Genomic DNA, 22,291 nt, shown 5'->3' on the forward strand with positions numbered 1-22,291 from the left:
TGCCGCGCGTCTACGGTAATCCGGCAATTCTCAGGTCAGCGGCGTCATCACCGCGCTGCGGTACGCCGGGCGCTGTTGCAGCCGTGCATACCAGCCGGCCAGGTGCGGCAGCTCCGGGCGCTGGACCGGCATCTCGAACCAGGCATAGGCGAACGCGCCGAGCGGGATGTCGCCCATCGCGAACGTGTCCCCGGACAACCACGACTGCCGCGCCAGCTCGGCGTCGGCCAGTGCCAGCAGCTCGCCACAACGCACCAGCGCAGCGTCGATGCGCGCCGCGTCGCGGTCGGCCGGCGCGGTGCGCACCACGCCCCAGAACAGGTCGCGGAAGGCCACAGCGAAGCTGGAGATGGTCCAGTCCATCCACTTCTCGCTCTGCGCGCGCAACGCCGGATCTTCCGGATACAGCGTGCCCAGCGCATAGCGCGCCGACAGGTAACGGACGATGGCGTTGGACTCCCAAACCGGCAGGCCATGATCCTCGATCACCGGCACCAGCCCGTTGGGATTCATCTGCCGGTACTCGGGCGTCTGCGTACCGCCGAACGCGCCGCCGACCTCGATCGATTCGTAGGGCAGGCCGATCTCCTCGGCGCACCACAACACCTTGCGCACGTTGCTGGAATTGCGACGTCCCCAGATCTTCAACATTGCGGTTCCCGTGGTGGGCGATGCCAGCCGCGCACGATACGCCGGCCCACGTCATGACGGCGTCCGCAGCGGTGCGCCGTCACGCCGCGCCCGGCTTGCCGGCCTTGGGCGCGGCCTTGCGCGGCAGCGCGCGCACGTAGGACGACTTGCCGTCCTTCTTCAGCTCGAACAGGCCGATCGCGGCGAGCAGGTCGGATAGCTTGCCGTACCCGTAGTTGCGCGGGTCGAACGAGGCCTGGTTGCCGATCTGGCTGCCCACCGGCCCCAGGTGCGCCCAGCCGTCCTCGCCCTCGGCCGCACTCACCGCGCGACGCAGCATCTTCACCAGCCGCGTGTCGCCACGCAGTTCGGCGCCGCTCTTGCGCGGACGCGCCTCCTCGCCCACGTCCGGGCCGACTTCCGGCGTGCCCGGGTGCGACTGCCCCAGCACTTCCAGGTAGGTGAACTGCGAGCAGGCGTTGACGAAGGGATCGGGCGTCTTCTTCTCGCCGAAGCCGTACACCTTCACCCCGTCAGTCAGCAGGCGCATCACCAGCGGGGTGAAGTCGGCATCGCTGGAGACGATGGCAAAGCCATCCAGGTTGCGGGCGTAGAGCAGGTCCATCGCATCGATCACCATCGCCATGTCCGACGCGTTCTTGCCCTTGGAATAGGCGAACTGCTGGATCGGCCGGATCGCGTACTCGTGCAGCACCGACTCCCAGCCCTTCAGGCGCGGGCTCTTCCAGTTGCCGTAGGCGCGGCGCACGTTGGCCACGCCGAAGCGCGCCACCTCGGACAGCACTTCGTCGATCTTCGCCGCGGGCGCGTTGTCGGCGTCGATCAGCAGGGCGATGCGCTTCTCGGAATCGGACACGGCGGTCTCTCCATGGCGGTCGGCTGGGTCCCAGTATCGATCATCGACATGCGCCTGCGCACCCCGTGCGAAAATGGTGGCCGGTTGTCACGCCCTGCACGGCCTTCCCCCGGAGTACCGCATGCCCCATGACCGCCCTCCCCGCCTGTTGATCATCGGCGGCGGCTTCGCCGGCCTCTGGGCCACCCGCGCCCTCGCCGGCGCGAACCTGCGCATCACCCTGATCGACCGCCGCAACCACCACCTGTTCCAGCCGCTGCTGTACCAGGTGGCGACCGCCGGCCTGTCGGCCCCGGACATCGCCGCGCCGCTGCGCCACATCCTCGGCCGCCAGCGCAACGTCGAAGTCCGGCTGGGCGAAGTGGAGGCGATCGACAAGCAGCACCGCCAGGTGCGGCTGCGTGATGGCGGCACCCTGGACTACGACCTGCTGCTGGTGGCCAGCGGCGCCACCCACGCCTATTTCGGCAACGACCAATGGGCGGCTGACGCGCCCGGGCTGAAGACGCTGGACGATGCGCTGGCGCTGCGGCGGCGGCTGCTGCTGGCCTTCGAGAAGGCCGAGGCCGAAGCGGACCCGGCCAGGAAGGCGGCATGGCTGAGTTTCGCCATCGTCGGCGGCGGCCCCACCGGCGTCGAGCTGGCCGGCACCCTGGCCGAGATCGCGCGCCACACCCTGCGCAACGAATTCCGCCATATCGATCCGGCGTCGGCGAAAGTGCGCCTGGTCGAGGCCGGGCCGCGGGTGTTGTCCAGCTTTCCGGAAGTGCTGTCGCTGAAGGCACGCCGGCAACTGGAGCGGCTCGGGGTGGAGGTGCATACCGGCACCCCGGTGACCGCCATCGATGCGCAGGGCTTCCGCCTGGGCGGGGACTTCATCGCCGCCCGCACCGTGGTCTGGGCCGCCGGTGTCGCCGCTTCGCCGCTGGCGCGGACGCTGGACACGCCGCTGGACCGGGCCGGCCGGGTGCAGGTGCAACCCGATCTCACCGTCCCCGGCCACCCGGAGATCTTCGTCGCCGGCGACCTGGCCGCGCTGGCCCAGGCCGATGGCCGGCCGGTGCCGGGCGTGGCCCCGGCCGCGAAGCAGATGGGCAAGTACGTTGCCGCCGCCATCCATGCGCGGCTGCAGCAGCGCGCCGCGCCGCCGCCGTTCCGCTATCGCGACCAGGGCAACCTAGCCACCATCGGGCGCATGGCCGCCATCGTGCACATGGGCCGGCTCAAGCTGTCCGGCCTGCTCGCCTGGTGGTTCTGGCTGGCAGCGCACGTGTTCTTCCTGATCGGCTTCCGCAACCGGCTGGTGGTGCTGCTCAACTGGGCGGTGGCGTACTGGAGCTACCAGCGCGGCGCGCGCATCATCTTCGGCGACGCCGATGCCGAGGCCGATCCGCCCACGCGGCCGCCGGCAGACTGACCGGCAACGGGCCTAGCCGTTGCCGCCGGCGAACTGCTCGAACACCTGCTGGCCGGTCAGCGTCGGCGTCTGGTTGGCCAGCGCATAGAACGGCGGCTTCTCGTCGATGAAGATCTGGCTGGCCAGTTCGAAGGCCTGGTCCTGGAACAGCCCGGCCGAGACGTAGTACTCGCCATCGGGCACCAGCCGGTAGTAAAGCGTGCTGCCGCAGGTACCGCAGAACGCGCGCTCGGCCCACTCCGAGGAGCGGAAGGTCTTCAGCGCAGCACCGCTGAACTGCACATTGTCGTCACAATGCACGGCGAAGAACGGCCCGCCGGTCCAGCGCCGGCACATGCTGCAATGACACAGGCCGATCTGCGTCGCATCGCCGGCCACCACTTCAACCGCGCCGCACAGGCAGGTTCCCTTCATCGTCGTCTCCATTCGTGGATGCATCCACGCAATCTACACCGCGGCGACGCCACCGAAGCCACCCGCGGTCGCGGTTCCGCAAGGCGGTGCCGGCATGTCCGCGCCGGTACCGGCGAGCGGCAACGAAAAAGCCCGGGTTTCCCCGGGCTCTTCGCGTGCCAGCCTGGCGGCGTGGCGATCAGGCGGTGAACAGCGCCTTCATCTTCTTCAGCGCGTTGGCCTCGATCTGGCGGATGCGCTCGGCCGACACGCCGTACTCGTCGGCCAGCTCCTGCAGCGTCACCTTGCTGTCGGCATCGAGCCAGCGGCGGGCGATGATGTCGCGCGAACGCTGGTCCAGGTTGGCCAGGCCCTCGCGCAGCAACTGCAGCTGGTTTTCCTCGCTGTCCTCGCGCTCGTAGGCCTGCGACGGGTCTTCGTCGCGCGCGACCAGGTACGCCGCCGGCGACGGCGGTGCATGGTCGTCGTCCTCGTCGGACGGCGCATCGAAACCGACGTCGCGACCGGACAGGCGCGACTCCATCTCCATCACTTCGCGCTCGGAGACGTTCAGGTCCCGGGCCACCGCGCTGACCTCGGCGGCGTTCATCCAGCCCAGGCGGGTCTTGGACTTGCGCAGGTTGAAGAACAGCTTGCGCTGCGCCTTGGTCGTGGCGACCTTGACGATGCGCCAGTTCTTGAGGATGAACTCGTGCATCTCGGCACGGATCCAGTGCACAGCGAAGGAGACCAGGCGCACGCCCATGTCCGGGTCGAAGCGCTTGACCGCCTTCATCAGGCCGATGTTGCCTTCCTGGATCAGGTCGCCCAGCTGCAGGCCGTAGCCGTTGTAGCCGCGGGCCACGTGCACCACGAAACGCAGGTGCGAATGCACCAGCTCGCGCGCGGCATCCAGGTCCTGCTCGTCGCGGAAGCGGCGCGCCAGTTCCTGTTCCTCATCGACCGAGAGCACCGGGATCTGGTGCACGGCACCGATGTAGGCATCCAGCGAACCCAGCGCACTGGGAATCGGAAGATTGTTCGCCACAAGGGCAGTGGAGGTGTTCTGGCTCATAGGACCTCATCTTAGCAGTCGAACTATTGGACTGCCCGGTACAGAAAAAGTTCCAGCGTTCCATTTTTGTTGAAAAACAACCCTGGAAGCACCCCTGAAACTCCCCGGATGGATCAGCGGGGACATCAACCCAGCCTAACAGGAAGCCGGTCTCCGCCGCATGACAGGACCCCGCGACCGTTCAGCCGCCGGCGAGCTGGGCGTCCAGCGCCGCCCGGGGCGGCAGGCGCCAGTCGATCGGCGCCTGGCCACGACGCACCAGGTACTCGTTGGCCTGGGAGAAATGGCGGCAGCCGAGGAAGCCGCGGTGGGCCGAAAGCGGCGAGGGATGCGGCGCCTTCAGCACGCGGTGGCGGCGGGTGTCGATGACCTTGCCCTTGGCCTGCGCGTAGCTGCCCCAGAGCAGGAACACCAGGCCTTCGCGCTCGCGGTTGAGGACATCGACCACATGGTCGGTGAAACCCTCCCAGCCCTTGCCCTGGTGGGCACCGGCGCGGCCTTCCTCGACCGTCAGCACGGCGTTGAGCAGCAACACCCCCTGCCGCGTCCAGGGCAGCAGGCAGCCGTGGTCCGGGCGCTGGAACGGCGGCGCGACGTTGCCGTCGCCTTCCAGCTCCTTGTAGATGTTCAGCAGCGACGGCGGCACCGGCACCCCCGGCATCACCGAAAAGCACAGGCCATGGGCCTGGCCGAGGCCGTGGTACGGATCCTGGCCGAGCACCACCACCTTCACCTGCTCGAACGGGGTCGCGTCGAATGCGGCGAATATCTGCGGCCCCGGCGGGAACACCCGCGCACCGGCGGCCTTGCGCTGGCGCAGGAAGGCCGACAGCTCGCGCATGTCCGGGCGCAGCAGCCAGTCGCCGATGCGTGCCTTCCAGCCCGGTTCGAGCTGGATGTTCGGTGCCGCGCTCACAGCGCCGCGGCCGGCTGTGCCAGCCGGGTCAGGCGCAGCTGGAACAGCACCTTGGTCACCAGCAGGCGCTCCTCGATCGGCTTCTGCACCAGGTCGTTGGCACCGGCCTGCAGCAACGCGGACTGGTTGTGCGGGTTGCTGTCGCCGGTCATCACCAGCACCGGCAGGCGGCGCTTGCCGTAGCCGAAGTCGATGCGCACGCGCTCGACCACGTCGCGGCCATTGAGCTCGCCCTTGAGGGTGACGTCGGTGAGCACCAGGTCGATGCGGCGCGTGGTGCGTCCCAGCGATTCGGCGGTCAGCAGCGAGAACGCGTCCTCGGCGGTGAGCACGTGCACCACGTGCAGGTCGTGGCGCTCGAGCATGCGCTTGGTGGCCTCGGCCACCACCCGGCTGTCCTCGACATACAGCACGGTCGCGCCGGGCACCGGCTCGGGCTGCACGTAGCCACGGATGAAGGTCGCCAGCGCCTCGTGGCCCAGCGCCTTGTCGAAATAATCGGTGACGAATTCGTTGAAGCGGCGCTGCTCCAGGTGGCGCTGGGCATCGCCGGACACCACGATCACCGGCACGTAGGCCTGCCCGGCCGCCTCGCGCACGCTGCGCGCCAGCGCCAGGCCATCGCCGTCGGGCAGGGCCAGCGAAGTGGTGACCAGGTGCACCGGGCCGGTCGCCAGCGCCGTGCGCGCTTCCTCGATGCCGGCACAGCCCACCACCTCCACGTCCGGCAGCTCGCGCTGCAACACGTCGGAGATCAGCTTGCGCACCAGTTTTGAACCATCGACCACCATCACCCGGGGGGCGTCGCTGATCAGATGCTTGAGCTCGTGGGTGGACATGCGCGTGTCAGGTATCGGTCGGGCGAGTCTGCCTGAGGAAGTGCCCGGTCACCAGCCACGCGCCCAGCCAGCCCAGGATCACCGTGCCCAGCACCACCAGCCCCGAATGCAGCGCATCGAGCCCATGCAGGGTGAACGCGCTGCCGTAACTGCCGGTCAACGCCGCCAGCGGCGGGCGCAGGGCCAGGCCGCAGGCGCCGATCAGCGCCAATGCCAGCGCACCCGCAGCCAGGCCGTACCAGGCGCCCAGGTAGACGAAAGGACGGCGGATGAAGCCGTCGCTGGCGCCCAGCAGCTGCAGCACGCCGATTTCCTCGCGCCGCGCCTGGATGTCCAGCCGCACGGTATTGCCGACCACCAGCACCGCCCCCAGCCCCAGCAGCAGCGACAGCACCTGCACCAGGCGCGCGCCGAACCCGAGCCAGGCGTCCAGGCGCTGGCGCCACAGGGCATCGTGCTGGACCAGGTCGGCCTGCGGCAGGGCCTGCAGCGACTCGGCCAGGGCCATGTCCTGGTTTCCTGCCGGGGTGACGATCAGCAGCGTCGGCAGCGGGTTCTCACCGAGCGCGTCGATCGCCTCGCCCAGCCCGGCGCTCTGGCGCAGTTCGGCCAGGCCTTCGTCGGGCGTGCGCAGCACCACGCCGGCCACGTCGGCGCGCGACCGCAGGCTCGCGGCCACGTCCTGCGCGGCGGCGCCGTCGACTTCGGGCTTGAGGAACAGATTGATGTCGCGCGACTGCTGCACGCTGCCGGCGAACAGCTTGAGGTTGTCCAGCGCGATCGACAGGCCCAGCGGCAGCGCCAGGGCCAGCGCCATCACCGCCACGGTCAGCACCGTCGCCCATGGCTTGCGCAGCGCGCGGCCAAGGCTGAAGACCACGCTGTGCAGGTGGTGGGCGAACCACACGCGCAGCCGCGACGGCGCGGGCGTGGCATGGGCGGCGAGCTTGTTCGCGGCCTCGGCCTTGTTCGCGTCCCTGCTCATTCGGCCAGGTCCTGCGGCGAGATGTCGTCCACCAGGCGGCCGTGGTCGAGGATCAGCACGCGCTTGCGCATGCGCTTGAGCAGCGGCAGGTCGTGGCTGACCACCAGCACGCTGGTGCCGCGGCCGGGCAGTTCGGCGAACAGGGCCATGATCTCCGCGGCGAGGGTCGGGTCGAGGTTGCCGGTCGGTTCGTCGGCCACCAGCAACCGGGGTTCGGCGACGATCGCGCGGGCGATGCCCACGCGCTGCTGCTCGCCGGCCGACAACTGCGTGGGCAGCGCCTTCTCGCGATGGCCCAGGCCCATCCGTTCGAGCACCGAGCGCACCCGCTTGCCGGTGTCGGCGCGCCGGTCGCCACGCAGGATCAGCGGCAACGCCACGTTCTCGCCGACGCTGCGGTCGATCAGCAGGCGGTGGTCCTGGTGGACCGCACCGACCTCGCGGCGGTGCAGCGCCACCTTGCCGCCGCGCACCTTGAGCAGGTTGCGCTCGCCGAACAGCACGGCGCCACGGGTCGGGCGCTCGCTGAGGTGGATCAGTTTCAGCAGGGTGCTCTTGCCGGCACCGGAGTGGCCGGTGACGAACAGCATCTCGCCGGCCGCCACCTCGAAGCTGACGTCCACCAGCGCCTGGTGGCCGCCCGCATAGTGTTTGCTGACATTGTCGAAACGCAGGACGCTCATGCCCCGATTATGCCGGAGCCGAAGCGCGGCGTGCATCGCGATGCCAGGGCCGCGAACGATGCGGGCCGACGACAGCGCCGGCCATGGGCCGGCGCATCGATCAATCGCCCGACAGCATCCGCCGGATCTTGCGGCCCAGGCGGGTCAGGAACGAATCGCTGTCATTGCCGGACGCGCGCATCGGCGTGGCCGGTACCTGCACCGGCCCGTTGCCGGATGCAGCCGCGGGCGCGGCGACGGCGGCTTCAGCACCTTCGACCGGACGCCCATGGCGACGACGGCGGCGCTTGCGCGGCGCGCGCTCGCCTTCCACCGCGGCCTCCGGTGCGCCTTCGGCGCGTGGCGGACGCGGCGGACGCGGGGCCGCGGCCGGTTCGGCGGCGGCAACCACCTGCTCGCCCTCGACACGCGGCTTGCGCGGGCCACGCGGCTTGCGCTGGCCGTCGCGGCGTTCGCCACGGCCAGCGCCGGAGCGACCACCGCTGCGGCCGCCACCGCGGCGCTCTTCCTCCGCGGCACGGGCTTCGCGCGCCTCGCGGAAGATCGCACCGACGCTTTCGTTCTCGTCGGCCTCGCCTTCGGCCGGCGCCGCGCGTTCCGGACGCGGCAGCGCGGTCATCAGCTCGGTGGTGACCGGCTCGACCGGGATCTTCTGCTGGATATAGGCCTCGATGTCCGGCAGGCCCATCGCGTAGCGCTCGCAGGCGAAGCTGATCGCGTCGCCTTCCTCGCCCAGCCGCGCGGTGCGGCCGATGCGGTGCACGTAATCCTCGGCGTCGAACGGCAGGTCGTAGTTGTAGACGTACTTGACCCCGTCGATGTGCAGGCCGCGCGCGGCCACGTCGGTGGCCACGAGGATTTCCAGCTGGCCCTTCTGGAAGCGGTTGAGCAGGCTCTCGCGCTTCTTCTGCGGCACGTCGCCGGACAGCACGCCGACGCGGTAGCCGGCCTTCTCCAGCGAACGCGCCACGCGCTCGACGAACATCTTGGTGTTGACGAACACCATGGTGCGGGCGCCTTCGCTGCGCGAGAGCAGGCCCAGCAGCAGCGGCAGCTTCTCCTCGTCGGCCGGGAAGTAGATGCGCTGGCGCACGCGTTCGGCGGTGACGGTCTCGGTCTCCACCACCAGCTTCTGCGGCTCGTTCATGTGCTCGTAGGCCAGCTCCAGCACGCGATGGCTGAGGGTGGCCGAGAACAGCAGGGTCTGGCGGGTGGTGCGCTCGGGCATGCGCCGCAGCAGGAAGCGGATGTCCTTGATGAAGCCCAGGTCGAACATGCGGTCGGCTTCGTCCAGCACGCAGATCTCGCAGGCATGCAGCGAGACCACCTTGTGCTGCTTGACGTAATCGATCAGGCGGCCCGGGGTGGCGATGATCACGTCCACGCCCTTCTGCAGCAGCTCGCGCTGCTTGTCGTAGTCGACGCCACCGTAGACCAGGGCGAAACGCAGGCCCGAGTCGGAGGCGAACTTCATCGCGTCCTTGTGGATCTGGATGGCCAGCTCGCGGGTCGGCGCCAGGATCAGCGCGCGCGGATCCTCCGGCTTGCGGTCGGCCAGCGCCGGCCGGATCAGCAGCCGGTTGATGACCGCCACCAGGAACGCGAGCGTCTTGCCGGTGCCGGTCTGCGCCTGGCCGGCGACGTCGCCGCCAGGCAGGGCCACCGGCAGGGTCAATGCCTGGATCGGGGTACAGCGGGTGAATCCGGCTCCTTCCAACCCGGCCAACAGCGCCGGGTGCAGCTCGAAGGAGGAAAAGGTCACATCAGTCAGCGGTTTGTCGCTCATTATTTGGTCTTGGTAGTGCCAGCCGGCCAGGTTGGCCGGGCGGCTTGCATCGTATCGGGCACCGTCGCACACTGCGGCCCCTGCGCCGGGTCGCGCGACGCAAGGCCAAGCCTTTAGGTCCGCGCAATGCCCCAGTTTAGCGCAATGCGGCAGCCAACCCGGCATGGGCCGTCGCATTGCCCCAGGAGACTCCTCAAGTGAGCGATAAGGTTCTACACGTCGGCGATGCCGATTTCGACGCCGCCGTGCTGCAGTCCGACACCCCGGTGCTGGTGGACTTCTGGGCCGAATGGTGCGGCCCCTGCAAGATGATCTCGCCGGTGCTGGACGAACTGGCCGACGCCTACGACGGCAAGCTGAAGATCGCCAAGCTCAACGTCGACGACAACCGCGCGACCGCGGTCAAGTACCACGTGCGCTCGATCCCGATGCTGCTGCTGTTCAAGGATGGCCAGATCCAGGCCACCCAGATCGGCGCCGTCGGCAAGGGCCAGCTGAGCCAGATGATCGACAAGGCGCTGGCCTGATCCCTCCCGCCGGCGGCCGTGGCCGCCGGCTCCGGGCCAGCCTTACCGCGGCCCAACGGGCGTTTCCCGCCACCTTGCACCGCCGTGCGCGGCGGTGTTAGTGTCGCCGCATCCGGCAGCTTTGGCCTGCCGCACCCTCCGGCCGGGTTCTCGTCCGGATCATTCCCAACCAGTTCGCCGCCCTGTCAGGCGCTCGCACGTCAGCGAGAGGAATCAAGCACTTGTCCGAGAACACTCCTTCCGAAACCGGGAGCGCCGACGCGCCCGTCGAGAAGCGCGTGCGCAAGCCGCGTGTCGCCAAGGCCGCCGAGGCCGCCGACAGCAGCAGCCCCGCTTCCGCCCCGGCCCAGTCCGCCCTGCCGCTGCCGGCCGGCGACGCTTCCCCCGCCCCGGCCGCTCCGGCCCCGGGCAACGAAGGCCAGGCGTCCGCGCCGGCCGGCAACCCGCACGGTGGCCAGGAAGGCGGCGAGCCGCGCGACGGCAACAACAACGCCCAGCGCCATGGCCAGCAGAACCCGCAGAATCAGCAAGGTCAGGGCCAGGGTCAGGGCAATCGCCGCGACCGCTTCCGCAACCGCCGTGAGCGCAACCGCGACCGCTTCCGCGACGACGGCCTGCCCGGCGACAACGGCAACGAGACCTTCGTGCCGCGCCCGCACCCGTCGGTGCCGGAGGGTTTTCCGGTCTATTCGCTGAGCGATCTGAAGAAGATGCCGGCGCACAAGCTGCTGGAGATCGCCGAGCAGCTGCAGATCACCGACGGCGTGGCCCGCGCCCGCAAGCAGGACGTGATCTTCGCCCTGCTCAAGGTGCTGACCCGCCATGGCGAGGGCGTGGCCGCCGACGGCGTGCTGGAAATCCTGCCCGACGGCTTCGGCTTCCTGCGTGCGGCCGAGGCCAGCTACCTGGCCGGTCCCGACGACACCTACATCTCGCCCAGCCAGATCCGCCGCTTCAACCTGCGCACCGGCGACCACATCGCCGGCCGCATCCGCTTCCCGAAGGACGGCGAGCGCTACTTCGCGCTGAACATCGTCGACACCATCAACGGCGAGCCGATCGAAGCGTCGAAGAACAAGGTGCTGTTCGAGAACCTGACCCCGCTGTTCCCGCGCAAGCGCTTCACCCTGGAACGCGGCAACGGCTCCTCGGAAGACATCACCGGCCGCATCCTCGACCTGATGGCACCGCAGGGCAAGGGCCAGCGCGCGCTGATCGTCTCCCCGCCCAAGGCGGGCAAGACGATGATGATGCAGCAGATCGCCACGGCCATCACCACCAACCACCCGGAAGTGCACCTGATCGTGCTGCTGGTGGACGAGCGCCCGGAAGAAGTGACCGAGATGCAGCGCACCGTGCGCGGCGAAGTGGTCTCCTCGACCTTCGACGAGCCGGCCGCACGCCACGTGCAGGTGGCCGAAATGGTGATCGAGCGCGCCAAGCGCCTGGTCGAGCACAAGAAGGACGTGGTGATCCTGCTGGATTCGATCACCCGCCTGGCGCGTGCCTACAACAATGTCGTGCCCAGCTCCGGCAAGGTGCTGACCGGTGGCGTGGACGCCAATGCCCTGCACCGCCCGAAGCGCTTCTTCGGCGCCGCGCGCAACGTCGAGGAAGGCGGCTCGCTGACCATCATCGCCACCGCGCTGGTCGAGACCGGCTCGAAGATGGACGAGGTGATCTACGAAGAGTTCAAGGGCACCGGCAACAGCGAAGTGCACCTGAACCGCCGCATCACCGAGAAGCGCGTGTACCCGGCCATCGACATCAACCGTTCCGGCACCCGCCGCGAAGACCTGCTGATCGAGCCGGAGCTGCTGCAGAAGATCTGGATCCTGCGCAAGCTGCTGCACCCGATGGACGAAATCGCGGCGATGGAATTCCTGCTCGACAAGATGAAGAACACCAAGTCCAACGACGAGTTCTTCGGTTCGATGAAGCGCTGATTTCCCGCCGGAACCGCTGTAACGAAAAAGCCCCGCGAACGCGGGGCTTTTTCGTGGCTGGCGCAACCGGCGCGCTCAGCCCTCCAGCGGCGTCAGCAGCTTGGGCCCGCCGCCGCGGCCGGCCATGTAGACGCCACCGTCGGCCAGCGCGTCCGAACCGTTCTCCCAGTCCTCGTCGCTGATCCATGGCGCGCGTTCGCGCGGTCCGGGGATGTAGGCCTGCCACGTGCCGTACTCGTCCGGCAATGATCGGCCCTGGTCGACCATCGCATAGCGCACCGGCATGCGCACGTTCCAGTGCTGCGCGTCCGCGTCCTCGCCTTCGACCGGTACACGGAACTCCCACTTGCGCGCCGCGGCCAGTGCATTGCCACCCAGCACCTGGCGGAACCGGCGCATCTGGCCCTCGCTGGCCACCACGGTCATGTTGACCTGTTCCACGTACGCGTCCGCGACGCGGCCATCGCGCCCGACCTTGAGGACCAGGTAGACATTGCCCTGCGCCCCCACCTCGTACATCGAGCGCGGGTAGCTTGGCGGCGTCATCTTCAAGGCGGTGACCGCGCTCCGGCTTTCCGGATCGTAGGCCTCGAAGGTGGCACTGCGGATGGCCACCTGGATGCTGCCGTCTTCCAGCTTCCTGCCGACCAGGCGCAGCATCAACGGCGAACGCGCGGCGACCGGCTTGCCGTCGCGGACCACCGGAACGAAGGCCCAGCCCATCACCGAGCTGCGCACGAAACGGGCCAGCTCCGCGCTCAGCCGGTCCTGCTGGTCCAGCCGCACCGCCTCCACGCTGCCATCGGGCGCGATATCGATCTGCCCGGACAGCTGCATGCCCATCTCGGCCTGCTTGCGCACCGCCCCCGGCCCGGCGGCCGACGCGGCAACAGTCACCAACAGCAACGCAGCCAGCACGGCCCCGCGACGCAACGAATTCAGCATGACGCTCTCCTTGCCACTCCATGTCCAGGACGCGACTGTAGCGCCTCCGGCGGCGATGTTCACGCCAGCCGCAGTGCGCGTGGGTAGGGCGGGGTATCGGGGAATTCGCCGCGGGCGAAGGCGGCCTGCAGGCCGCGCCACCAGCGGGGGTCGAACAGGTCGCCGTGCGCCTCGCGCACCGCCTCCATCAGCGGACGCGGCAGGCCCATGAACAACGGGAAGCGCTCGGGGAACACGTCGTTGGGCGCGACATGGAACCACGGCTCCGCGGCCAGGGCTTCGGCGGCATCGCGCGGCTGCGGCCAGTCGCGGAACGTGCAGTCGCCGACCCGGCACAGTTCGTCGTAGTCGTAGAACACCACGCGGCCATGGCGCGAGACACCGAAGTTCTTCAGCAGCATGTCGCCGGGGAAGATGTCGTTGCGCGCCATGTCGGTGATGGCCTGCGCGTAGTCCAGCGCCGCCGCGCGCGCGGCCTGGGGGGTCTGTTCGCGCAGGTACAGGTTGAGCGGGCGGAACCGCCGCTGCACGTAACACAGCGATATCACCAGGTCATCGCCTTCGACCCGCACGCTGCGCGCGCAGCTGTCCAGCAGCTCCTGGCGCAGCTCGGGGGCGAAGCGGGCCAGCGGAAAGCGCAGGTGGCGGTAGGGTTGCGCGTCCAGCAGCCGGCCGATGCGATCCAGGTTGAACACCAGCGCGTAACGGTCCTCCACGTCCTGGCGGCTGACCGTCTTGGGCCAGGCGAAGCGGTCGCGGATCAGCTTGAACACCAGCGGGTAACTGGGCAGGGTGAACACCGCCATCACCATGCCCGGGGTGCCTTCGGCCTGCACCAGCCGCTCGTCCGGGTGCTGCTGGAAATGGCGGAAGAAGGTGCGGTAGCGCTCGGTCTTGCCCTGCTTGGCGCGGCCGAGCACGGTGTAGATCTCGTCCACCGGCTTGCCCGGCAGCAGGCTGCGCAGGAACACCACCGCGTCGGCGACGGTGGGCAGGTCGGCCTGGAAATAGCTGCGCGACACGCCGAACAGGTGCGCAACGTCGCGGCGCCCGCTGAGCACTGCCTCGGCGCGCAGGCCATCGTCGCCGTCGTTGACCAGCGCGATCACGCAGGGTGAGAAGCGATGCTCGCCGAACACGCGCCCGACCAGGTAGGCGCGGCGTTCGCGGTAGAACACGGTGTCCAGCAGTTCGATGGCACGCACCGGGTTCGGGCCCCAGTGGGCGAGGTCATCGTGCAGGCGCACGGCGATGGCCGCGGCGCAGCGCAGCCGGTGCCGGTAGGGCACGTCGAAGCGGTAGTCGGCCAGCATGCGCTCGAAAGCCTCGGCCGGGCGCGCCTCGGAAACGGTATAGACGTGCCGCGCCACCGGGTGGGTGATGGCGTCCGACGGCTCGATCTCGAGCGCCATGAATTCGATGGCATCATCCACCCCGCGGGTGGCGAACAGGCGCCGGGTCAGGGTGTTGTAGAAGGTCTTGTACAGTTCGCCGTCGATCAGCCCGGCGACCCGCGTGGCGAAGGCCGCGCGCACCTGCACCCAGGCCTCGCGGCCGGGCCGTCCGCCGGCGATGCCCTGCAGGCGCGCCATGCACTCGCCGATGCACAGGTCGTAGAGCGCGATGCGCTCGACCGCATCCTGGCGTGCCGCCACCCAGTCGCGCTGCTCGAAACGCCCGCGTGCGCGCCGGGTGATGGCGGCAAACCGGGCGTGGTAGTCCTCGAAGCCGTCGTGGATGCAGGCGGCGATGGCGTGGGCGGATTCGGTGGCAGGCATCGGCAGTGGAGGAGTCGGGGCGCCGGCCCCCACCCTACCGCACCGGACTGGCACGCGCCCTGGCGGCGTGGACGCGCGGGCGCGGGACGCAAAAAACCCGCATCGCCAGGGCGATGCGGGTCCGGGGTCAAACCACCGCGGCGGGTGCGATCAGAGCGCGGCCAGCGCGGCGTTGAGGGTCGCGCTCGGGCGCATCGCCCGGCTGGTCTTGCCGAGGTCCGGGCGGTAGTAGCCGCCGATGTCCACGGCCTTGCCCTGCACCGCGACCAGTTCCTCGACGATCTTCTGCTCGTTGTCGGCCAGCGCCTTGGCCAGCGGCGCGAACTTCGCCTTCAATGCGGCGTCCTCGTCCTGCGCGGCCAGCGCCTGCGCCCAGTACATGGCCAGGTAGAAGTGGCTGCCGCGGTTGTCGATGGTGCCCAGCTTGCGGCCCGGCGAGCGGTCGTTGTCGAGGAAGGTGCCGTTGGCCTGGTCCAGTGCCTTGGCGAGTACCGCGGCGGCCTTGTTGTCGTAGCGCTGGGCAAGGTGTTCCAGCGAGGCGGCCAGGGCCAGGAACTCGCCCAGCGAATCCCAGCGCAGGTAATCCTCCTCGACGAACTGCTGCACGTGCTTCGGCGCCGAACCGCCGGCGCCGGTCTCGAACAGGCCGCCACCGGCCATCAGCGGCACGATCGACAGCATCTTGGCGCTGGTGCCCAGCTCCAGGATCGGGAACAGGTCGGTGAGGTAGTCGCGCAGCACGTTGCCGGTCACCGAGATGGTGTCCTGGCCCTTGCGGATGCGCTCCAGCGAGAACTTCGTGGCCTCCACCGGCGACAGGATGCGGATGTCCAGGCCCTGGGTATCGTGGTCCTTCAGGTACTTCTCGACCTTGGCGATCATCTGCGCGTCATGCGCGCGGTTGGCGTCCAGCCAGAACACGGCCGGGGTGTTGCTCAGGCGCGCGCGGCTGACCGCCAGCTTGACCCAGTCCTGGATCGGCGCGTCCTTGGCCTGGCACATGCGCCAGATGTCGCCGGCCTCGACCTTGTGCTCGAACACCACGTTGCCGGCCTCGTCGCTGACGCGCACGGTGCCGTCGGCCGGGATCTGGAAGGTCTTGTCGTGGCTGCCGTATTCCTCGGCCTTCTGCGCCATCAGGCCGACGTTGGGCACGCTGCCCATGGTCGCCGGGTCGAACGCGCCATGCGCCTTGCAGTCCTCGATCACCGCCTGGTAGACGCCGGCGTAGCAGCGGTCGGGGATCAGCGCCTTGGTGTCCTGCAGCTTGCCTTCGGCATTCCACATGCGGCCGGAGTCGCGGATCATCGCCGGCATCGAGGCGTCGACGATCACGTCGCTGGGCACGTGCAGGTTGGTGATGCCCTTGTCGGAGTTGACCATCGCCACCGCCGGGCGCTTGGCGTACTCGGCGGCGATGTCGGCCTTGATCGCTTCCTGGGTGGCCTCAGGCAGCGACGGCAGGCGCGCGTACAGGTCGCCGATGCCGTTGTTCGGGTCGAAGCCGGCCTGCTTGAGCTCGGCGGCATACTTGCCCAGCACGTCCTTGTAGAACTCCTCGACCACCACGCCGAACATGATCGGGTCGGAGACCTTCATCATGGTCGCCTTCAGGTGCAGCGAGAACAGCACGCCCTGGGCGCGGGCATCGGCGATCTGCGCGGCGACGAACGCGGCCAGCGCGCGGCGCGACATCACCGAGGCGTCGACGATCTCGCCGGCCTTGACCGCGGTCTTGTCCTTGAGCACCACGGTCCGGCCATCGTCCTGCACCAGCTCGATCTTCAGGCTGCCGGCGCCGGCCAGCGTGGCCGACTTCTCGCTGCCGTAGAAATCACCGTCATCCATGTGCGCGACGTGCGACTTCGAGTCGCTGCTCCACGCGCCCATGCGGTGCGGGTGCTTGCGGGCGTAGTTCTTGACCGACAGCGGCGCGCGGCGATCGGAGTTGCCCTCGCGCAGCACCGGGTTGACGGCGCTGCCCTTGACCTTGTCGTAGCGCGCCTTGATGTCGCGCGCGACGTCGTCGGCCGGTGCATCCGGGTAGTTCGGCAGCGCGTAGCCCTGGTCCTGCAGTTCCTTGATCGCGGCCTTGAGCTGCGGCACCGAGGCGCTGATGTTGGGCAGCTTGATGATGTTGGCTTCCGGACGGGTCGCCAGCTCGCCGAGCTCGGCCAGATCGTCGCTGATCTTCTGCCCGTCCTGCAGGTAGTCCGGGAACTGCGACAGGATGCGGCCGGAGAGCGAGATGTCGCGGGTCTCCACCGCGATGCCGGCGGTGGTGGCATACGCATCGATGATCGGCAGCAGCGACTGCGTCGCCAGGAACGGGGCTTCGTCGGTGAGCGTGTAGATGATCTTCGGCGTATCGGACATGGGGGATGGTTTCCGTCGGAAGTAAAGGCAGGGACTCAGCACCGCATTGTCGCGCGTCGTGACGGTTCCGGCAAAACGGGCCGGTACGGTCGCGGCAACGCGCCGCCACGCCGGCTCATTGCATCTGCTCATGTGGCATGCATCAGCCGGGGTGCGCAGCGCGGGCGCGCAGCGGCAGGCCAAGGCGCTGGCGCCGTCGTCAACCCGGGCATCGCCATCCACACGCACCAGCGGCGCTGACGCGGCAACAAAAAAGGGCGCAGTCCTGCGACTGCGCCCATGGCCTGCACCTGTCGGGAGAGAGGGCGACAGGTGGCTGCCGCTTGCTACTTCACTTCGAACTCCTGGGTGGTGCCGGCCGGCTGGCCATCCAGGGTCACGTCCACGCGGTACTTGCCGGCGGGCCATGCGCTTGCCTTGCTGAACTCGATATTGGTGGTCTCCGCACCGCTGGTGGTGAGCGCGGCGCTCTGCTCGCCGGCCACCTGCCCGTCCTGGTAGGTGAGCTTGGCAGCCAGGGTGGCGTTGGTCGCGGCGCCGTCGGTCTTCACCGACACGATGATCTTGTCCTTGCCGCCGATCATGGCCACCGGGGTTACCGATTTGTCGGCAGCGGCGGTGGTGCCGACGGTGATCGAGGTGACGCTGACCGCCGGCGCGGCCGGCGGCGGCGGTGCCGGCTCGCTCATCGGTGCCGGCGCCGGGGTGCTTTCCATCGGCGGCGGCGCGGCCTCTTCATTCTTCTTGCAACCGGCCACGGCCAGGGTGCCGGCCAGGGTGATCATCAAAACACTGCTGAACGAAGTCTTCTTCATGGGATGCTCCGGAATGTGGGAAAAGGCGCTGGGCCTGGTGGCCTCAACCCTGGCGCGGGGGAATCTTCAGGGTCTGCCCGGGAAAGATCTTGTCGGGGTCGGAAAGGACATCGCGGTTGGCCTCGAAGATCTGCTTCCAGGCATTGGCGTCGCCCAACAGGTGCTTGGCGATCCGGGAAAGACTGTCGCCCTTCTGCACCGTGTACTGTTGTTCGCCCGCGATCTGCGCGGTGGAATCCACCCGCGCGGTCACATCGGAAAAATCGGCCTTCGGCGCGACGGCGGCGGTGCTGTCCACGGTGGACGTCACATCCGAAAAATCGGCCTTTTTGTCATTGCTCATCGGGTCGTTCCTCCTCGGCTGGCTGTCACCATTGCACCGGCCGCGTTAAGGAACCATCGCGCCGGCGTAAAGCCGGCGTATACCCACCGGGTACCCGGGCCGGATTACTGGCGTGGGTCGCGGAACGGACGGTGCCCGGCGGCGAAGTCGGCGGTCGACCGGCGCGGGTTGATGTCCAGCCCGCCGCGGCGCGTGTAGCGCGCCTCCACGTCCAGCGAATGGCAACCGCAGTGGCGTACCAGGTCGAGGAAGATGCGCTCCACGCACTGTTCGTGGAACTCGGCGTGGTCGCGGTAGCTGGCCAGGTAGCGCAGCAGGCCGCCGCGATCGATGCGCGGGCCCGCGTAGCGGATGCTCACGCTGGCCCAGTCGGGCTGGCCGGTGACCGGGCAATTGGACTTGAGCAGGGCCGAGACCAGCGTCTCGGCGACCGCCTCGCCGCCATCGGCGTGCAGGAAGCCGGCCTGCGGCGGGCCATAGTGGTCGATGTCCAGCTCCAGGCCGTCGATGCTCTCGCCTTCGGCGTCGGCCACCGGCGGCAGGCCGAACTCGACCGTGACCCCGGCCCCGGCGCAGGCGGACAGGTCGGCGGCGATGCGTGCGCGCACGTCGGCGGCGCTGGCGAAACGCGCCGCGTTGAGTGAGTTCAGGTAGAGCTTGAGCGACTTGGATTCGACCAGGTTGGGCGAGGCCGCAGGCACCCACAGCGTCGCGGTGGCCACGCACGGCTTGCCGCGCATGTCCAGCCAGCCCAGCTCATAGACATGCCAGCGGTCCTGGCCGACGAACGGCAGCGCGGCGGCGAGGCCGATCTCGGCGCGCGCGGTGGCCCGCGGGATCGGGAACAGCAGCCCCGGGTCGTACTGCGAGGGGTAGGCGACCTCGCGGCCGAGGCTGGAATCGTGGGGGTTATTCATGCGCGGATTGTAGGAGTTGTCAGGTGAGCCGTGGCTGCACCGCCTGCCGCCGCCCCCTCACACGCCGGCGTCGGCGTCGGCGGGCCATGCCGCCCACCGGAACCTGGAGTGGCGGCCGCGGGCCGCCGTCAGTGACCGCCCGCCAGGACGGCGGCGCGGCGAGCCGGCCGCGCGCGCCGTCGAATAGCCCGGGCAAGGCCGGCCGGGGCTCAGCCGGCGCCGCCGTGCAGGTAGTCCAGCGACACCTGCAGCAGCGCGCGCAGCCCCACGTCCAGCGCCTTCTCGTCGAGCAGGAACTTCGGCGAGTGGTTGCTGGGCGCGGTGGCCGGGTCGATGCCGGCGCCGGTGGAGCCGACGAAGAAGAACATCGCCGGCACCTGCTGCGCATACAGCGAGAAGTCCTCCGAGCCCATCTGCAGCGGCGGCTCGTAGACGTTGTCCTTGCCGACCACCGCCTGCAGGCTGGGCAGCATGCGCGCGGTCAGCGCCGGGTCGTTGACCGTGGCCGGGTTGCCGTCCTTCTCGTAGATGTCGGTGGTGGCGGTGGCGCCGTGCGCGGCGGCGGTGTGCTCGGCGACGTTGCGCAGGTCGGCGAAGATCTGCCGGCGCATGTCCGGGTCGAAGGTGCGGATGGTGCCGACCATCTCCACCGCGTCGGGGATGATGTTGTAGCGGATGCCGCCCTTGATCGCGCCGAAGGTCAGAACCGCCGGCTGCCTGGACAGGTTGGCGCGGCGGCTGACGATGGTCTGCGCGGTCCCGATCAGGTCGGAGGCGGCGACGATCGGGTCGATGCCGTTCCATGGCGCCGAACCATGGGTCTGGCGGCCGTTGACGGTGATGGAGAAGCGGTCGGAGGCGGCCATCAGCGGGCCGCCGCGCACGGCGATCTGCCCGGCCTGGACGCTGGAGAACACATGCAGGCCGAACACCGCCTCCGGCTTGAAGTCCTTGAACAGCCCTTCCTTGAGCATCAGCTCGGCGCCGCCCTGCTCCGGCGGCGGCGCGCCCTCCTCGGCCGGCTGGAAGATCAGCATCACCTCGCCCGGCAGCTTGTCGCGCATCGCCATCAGCGCATCGGCCACGCCGAGCAGGGTGGCGGTGTGGGCGTCGTGGCCGCAGGCATGCATCACCCCGACCTTCTCGCCGCGGTACTCGGCGGTGGCGGTGGAGGCGAACGGCAGCCCGGTCTGCTCGGTCACCGGCAACGCGTCCATGTCCGCGCGCAGGGCGATCTTCGGGCCCGGCAGGCCGCCCTTGATGACCGCCACCACGCCGTGCACGGCCACCCCGGTCTTCGGCTGCAGGCCCATCGCGCGCAGGCGCTCGGCGACCTTGGCGGCGGTGCGCGCCTCGCGGTTGGACAGCTCCGGATGCTGGTGGAAGTCGCGGCGCCACTCCACCACCTGGTGCTGCAGGCGCGCGGCGGCGGCCTCGACCTCCGGGCGCTGGGCGTCGGCGGCCAGCGCGGCCGCGGGGGCCAGGGCGCACGACAGCGCGGTCAACAGAACGGTCTTGCGGATCATCCAGGCATTCCTCGTCGGCAATCGAGAGGTGAATGTAGGGCAAACGAACCAGGGCGACGAGTGTCAACCGATGCCGCGCGGAACCGTTCACCCCCCATGCCGGTCAGAGCGCGTGGCCCATCGGTCATGCAGCCGCTGTCATGGCCCGGCGTTATGCTCTGCGCCGTTGTGCCCGCCCCTTCGCCCATCGGTTCATCGGGAGTTTTTGCATGTCGCGTTTCTGGAAGATCGTGCTGCTCGTCATCGCCATCCTGCTGGTGGCGGGAATCGGCTACCGGATGATGGGAGGCGGCAAACAGGCCGGGGGCGCGGCACAGGCCGAGGGCGCGGGCGGCGGCCGGGGCGGCGGCGACAGGGCGCGCGACCCGGTGCCGGTCACCGCGGTGGCGGCCGAGCGCAGGAACGTGCCGGTGTATGTCACCGCGCAGGGCACGGTGGCCGCCTACAACACGGTCACGGTCAGCCCGCAGGTCGGTGGCGAGCTGTTGAGCGTCGATTTCAAGGAAGGGCAGTCGGTGAAGAAGGGCGACCTGCTCGCCCGGATCGACCCGCGTACCTTCCAGGCCCAGTACGACCAGGCCCTCGCCAGCCAGCGCCAGAACCAGGCCCTGCTGGCCACCGCCCAGTCCAACTACGAACGTTCCAATTCCGAGGCCTACCGCCAGTACGTGGCGCAGACCGATCTGACCACCCTGCGCAACCAGGTGGCCCAGTACCAGGCGGCGGTGGCCGCGGCCCAGGCCACGGCCAACCAGAGCAGGGTGCAGCTGGGCTACACCCGCATCGTCTCGCCCATCGACGGCGTGGCCGGCATCCGCGCGGTCGACCCGGGCAACGTCGTCGGCGCCGGCACGGCGATCGTCACCCTCACCCAGCTGCAGCCGATCTACGTGTTGTTCAACCTGCCCGAACAGCAGTTGGACGCGGTGCGCGCGGCGCAGGGCAAGGGGCCACTGGAAGCGGCGACGCTGGACCGCGCCGGCGGCAGCGTGGTCAACGCCGACGGCAAGCTGCAGGTGGTGGACAACCAGATCAGCGCCACCAGCGGCACCTTCCGCCTGCGCGCCGAGTTCCCCAACGCCGACAAGGCGCTGTGGCCGGGCCAGTTCGTCAACGTGCGCATGAAGCTCGACGAGCTGCCCGGCGCGGTGGTGGTGCCGGCCGAGGCCGTGCAGCGCAGCAGCACCGGCGATTTCGTCTACCTGGTCAAGCCCGACAACACCGTCACCCTGCGCGACGTGGTGCAGGGCGGCCAGGTCGACGACAGCTACGTGGTCATCAGCAAGGGCCTGCAGCCGGGCGACAAGGTGGTCACCGAGGGCCAGTTCCGGCTCAAGGAAGGCGTCAAGGTCATTCCGCTGCAACCGGGCCAGGCACCGCCGGAGCCGACCGAGGCGCAGTTGAAGGCCGCCAGCGAGAAGCGCGGCGGCGGCCGGGGTGGTCGTGGCCCGCGCTGAGGCCGCGCGCGCGCCACGGCCGCTGGCGCGCGATACCACGGTGCAGGCACCGGGCATGTA

20 protein-coding genes are annotated in these 22,291 nt (G+C 69.4%); 4 read left to right on the forward strand and 16 right to left on the reverse strand.

The window, feature by feature from the left end; genetic code table 11:
• Window positions 1-30: 30 nt before the first annotated feature.
• On the reverse strand, window positions 31-651 hold the full coding sequence (locus ABB33_RS06265) for a glutathione S-transferase family protein (protein ID WP_056931532.1): 621 nt from the start codon (window positions 649-651) through the stop codon (window positions 31-33).
• Between the two features lie 79 nt (window positions 652-730).
• Window positions 731-1,507, reverse strand: coding sequence for an NYN domain-containing protein (locus ABB33_RS06270; protein ID WP_056931533.1), 777 nt, complete (start codon window positions 1,505-1,507; stop codon window positions 731-733).
• Between the two features lie 121 nt (window positions 1,508-1,628).
• On the opposite strand from ABB33_RS06270, the gene ABB33_RS06275 reads away from it, so the two are divergent.
• Window positions 1,629-2,924 (forward strand): NAD(P)/FAD-dependent oxidoreductase, encoded by a 1,296-nt coding sequence (locus ABB33_RS06275; protein WP_054661524.1) that lies wholly within the window; start codon window positions 1,629-1,631, stop codon window positions 2,922-2,924.
• 12 nt (window positions 2,925-2,936) lie between these two features.
• Here ABB33_RS06275 and ABB33_RS06280 read toward each other — a convergent pair whose 3' ends face one another.
• From ABB33_RS06280 to rhlB, 7 genes are all read right to left on the reverse strand, one after another.
• Window positions 2,937-3,338 (reverse strand): GFA family protein, encoded by a 402-nt coding sequence (locus tag ABB33_RS06280; protein ID WP_056931534.1) that lies wholly within the window; start codon window positions 3,336-3,338, stop codon window positions 2,937-2,939.
• Window positions 3,339-3,516: 178 nt separating this feature from the next.
• A complete protein-coding gene (rpoH, locus tag ABB33_RS06285; RefSeq protein WP_054661518.1) occupies window positions 3,517-4,392 on the reverse strand; it encodes an RNA polymerase sigma factor RpoH in 876 nt (291 codons plus the stop codon).
• Between the two features lie 181 nt (window positions 4,393-4,573).
• Window positions 4,574-5,308 (reverse strand): uracil-DNA glycosylase, encoded by a 735-nt coding sequence (ung, locus tag ABB33_RS06290; RefSeq protein WP_054661515.1) that lies wholly within the window; start codon window positions 5,306-5,308, stop codon window positions 4,574-4,576.
• Window positions 5,305-6,147, reverse strand: a complete 843-nt coding sequence (locus ABB33_RS06295) for a response regulator (protein WP_054661512.1) — start codon at window positions 6,145-6,147, stop codon at window positions 5,305-5,307. The genes ung and ABB33_RS06295 overlap by 4 nt, the downstream gene beginning before the upstream one ends.
• Before the next feature lie 7 nt (window positions 6,148-6,154).
• Entirely contained in the window at window positions 6,155-7,132 is a 978-nt protein-coding gene (gene ftsX, locus ABB33_RS06300; RefSeq protein ID WP_056931535.1) for a permease-like cell division protein FtsX, read from the reverse strand.
• The gene (locus ABB33_RS06305; protein ID WP_054661506.1) at window positions 7,129-7,815 is read right to left on the reverse strand and encodes a cell division ATP-binding protein FtsE; all 687 of its coding nucleotides are present in this window, start codon (window positions 7,813-7,815) and stop codon (window positions 7,129-7,131) included. The genes ftsX and ABB33_RS06305 overlap by 4 nt, the downstream gene beginning before the upstream one ends.
• 100 nt (window positions 7,816-7,915) lie before the next feature.
• Window positions 7,916-9,601 carry an ATP-dependent RNA helicase RhlB gene (rhlB, locus tag ABB33_RS06310; protein WP_056931536.1) on the reverse strand — a complete coding sequence of 562 codons (1,686 nt, stop codon included), beginning with the start codon at window positions 9,599-9,601 and terminating at the stop codon, window positions 7,916-7,918.
• A 197-nt stretch (window positions 9,602-9,798) separates the two neighbouring features.
• Between rhlB and trxA the strand changes: the two genes are divergently transcribed.
• Window positions 9,799-10,128, forward strand: coding sequence for a thioredoxin TrxA (trxA, locus tag ABB33_RS06315; protein WP_054661500.1), 330 nt, complete (start codon window positions 9,799-9,801; stop codon window positions 10,126-10,128).
• Window positions 10,129-10,349: 221 nt separating this feature from the next.
• Complete coding sequence (rho, locus tag ABB33_RS06320) at window positions 10,350-12,074, forward strand: transcription termination factor Rho (RefSeq protein ID WP_056931537.1); 1,725 nt, start codon at window positions 10,350-10,352, stop codon at window positions 12,072-12,074.
• 75 nt (window positions 12,075-12,149) lie between these two features.
• Here rho and ABB33_RS06325 read toward each other — a convergent pair whose 3' ends face one another.
• The 7 genes from ABB33_RS06325 to ABB33_RS06355 all read right to left on the reverse strand — a co-directional run bounded on the left by ABB33_RS06325 (window position 12,150) and on the right by ABB33_RS06355 (window position 20,771).
• Window positions 12,150-13,019 (reverse strand): energy transducer TonB, encoded by an 870-nt coding sequence (locus tag ABB33_RS06325; protein ID WP_056931538.1) that lies wholly within the window; start codon window positions 13,017-13,019, stop codon window positions 12,150-12,152.
• Between the two features lie 59 nt (window positions 13,020-13,078).
• Window positions 13,079-14,797 carry a bifunctional isocitrate dehydrogenase kinase/phosphatase gene (gene aceK / locus ABB33_RS06330; protein ID WP_054661491.1) on the reverse strand — a complete coding sequence of 573 codons (1,719 nt, stop codon included), beginning with the start codon at window positions 14,795-14,797 and terminating at the stop codon, window positions 13,079-13,081.
• Window positions 14,798-14,947: 150 nt separating this feature from the next.
• A complete protein-coding gene (locus ABB33_RS06335; RefSeq protein WP_056931539.1) occupies window positions 14,948-17,173 on the reverse strand; it encodes an NADP-dependent isocitrate dehydrogenase in 2,226 nt (741 codons plus the stop codon).
• A 326-nt stretch (window positions 17,174-17,499) separates the two neighbouring features.
• Window positions 17,500-17,988, reverse strand: a complete 489-nt coding sequence (locus ABB33_RS06340) for a hypothetical protein (protein ID WP_054661485.1) — start codon at window positions 17,986-17,988, stop codon at window positions 17,500-17,502.
• 43 nt (window positions 17,989-18,031) lie between these two features.
• The gene (locus ABB33_RS06345) at window positions 18,032-18,331 is read right to left on the reverse strand and encodes a LysM peptidoglycan-binding domain-containing protein (protein ID WP_054661482.1); all 300 of its coding nucleotides are present in this window, start codon (window positions 18,329-18,331) and stop codon (window positions 18,032-18,034) included.
• 104 nt (window positions 18,332-18,435) lie between these two features.
• Window positions 18,436-19,248, reverse strand: coding sequence for an NADPH-dependent 7-cyano-7-deazaguanine reductase QueF (gene queF / locus ABB33_RS06350; RefSeq protein ID WP_056931540.1), 813 nt, complete (start codon window positions 19,246-19,248; stop codon window positions 18,436-18,438).
• 209 nt (window positions 19,249-19,457) lie between these two features.
• Complete coding sequence (locus tag ABB33_RS06355) at window positions 19,458-20,771, reverse strand: amidohydrolase (protein ID WP_152984986.1); 1,314 nt, start codon at window positions 20,769-20,771, stop codon at window positions 19,458-19,460.
• 212 nt (window positions 20,772-20,983) lie between these two features.
• On the opposite strand from ABB33_RS06355, the gene ABB33_RS06360 reads away from it, so the two are divergent.
• Window positions 20,984-22,231, forward strand: a complete 1,248-nt coding sequence (locus ABB33_RS06360) for an efflux RND transporter periplasmic adaptor subunit (protein ID WP_056931542.1) — start codon at window positions 20,984-20,986, stop codon at window positions 22,229-22,231.
• The last annotated feature ends 60 nt before the right edge of the window (window positions 22,232-22,291 follow it).

This window comes from Stenotrophomonas acidaminiphila (assembly GCF_001431595.1).
GTDB lineage: Bacteria > Pseudomonadota > Gammaproteobacteria > Xanthomonadales > Xanthomonadaceae > Stenotrophomonas > Stenotrophomonas acidaminiphila.